The sequence below is a fragment of the Stenotrophomonas sp. HMWF023 genome, from assembly GCF_003060985.1.
Classification (GTDB): Bacteria; Pseudomonadota; Gammaproteobacteria; order Xanthomonadales; family Xanthomonadaceae; genus Stenotrophomonas; species Stenotrophomonas lactitubi.
In genome coordinates this window covers 3,087-3,378 of sequence record NZ_QAIJ01000324.1, presented here as the reverse complement: position 1 = coordinate 3,378, position 292 = coordinate 3,087, and the positions used below count along the sequence as shown (strand labels likewise).

Sequence of the window (292 nt, the reverse complement as noted above, 5' to 3'; positions counted from 1 at the left end):
ACGATACGGGGTGCCGAGCAGGGTCATGGCCCGGCGCAGCAGCGACTGCACCTTGCCGTTGTCGGCAGCGGTACCGACCACGACGCTGCCATTGGCGGCGCTGCTGGTGTCGTAATTGGCGAGGAGGCGGCTGAGGTCACCGGCCACCATGGCCGAGCGGTCCATCAGGGGAATGGTGTCGTTGGCGGCCAGGTGCGGCAACAGGGCGGCCAGAGTGGCGCTGGCGGCGGCATCGGCGCGGCTGCGCTGCGGAGCGGTGGCGTCGGCCTTGGCGGCTGCGCGGGGGGCGGTC

The 292-nt window shown here is 72.6% G+C and carries 1 pseudogene; it reads right to left on the bottom strand.

From position 1 onward, the window contains the following. Positions 1-292, bottom strand: a pseudogene (locus DBR20_RS23530) (hypothetical protein); the annotation flags it as partial.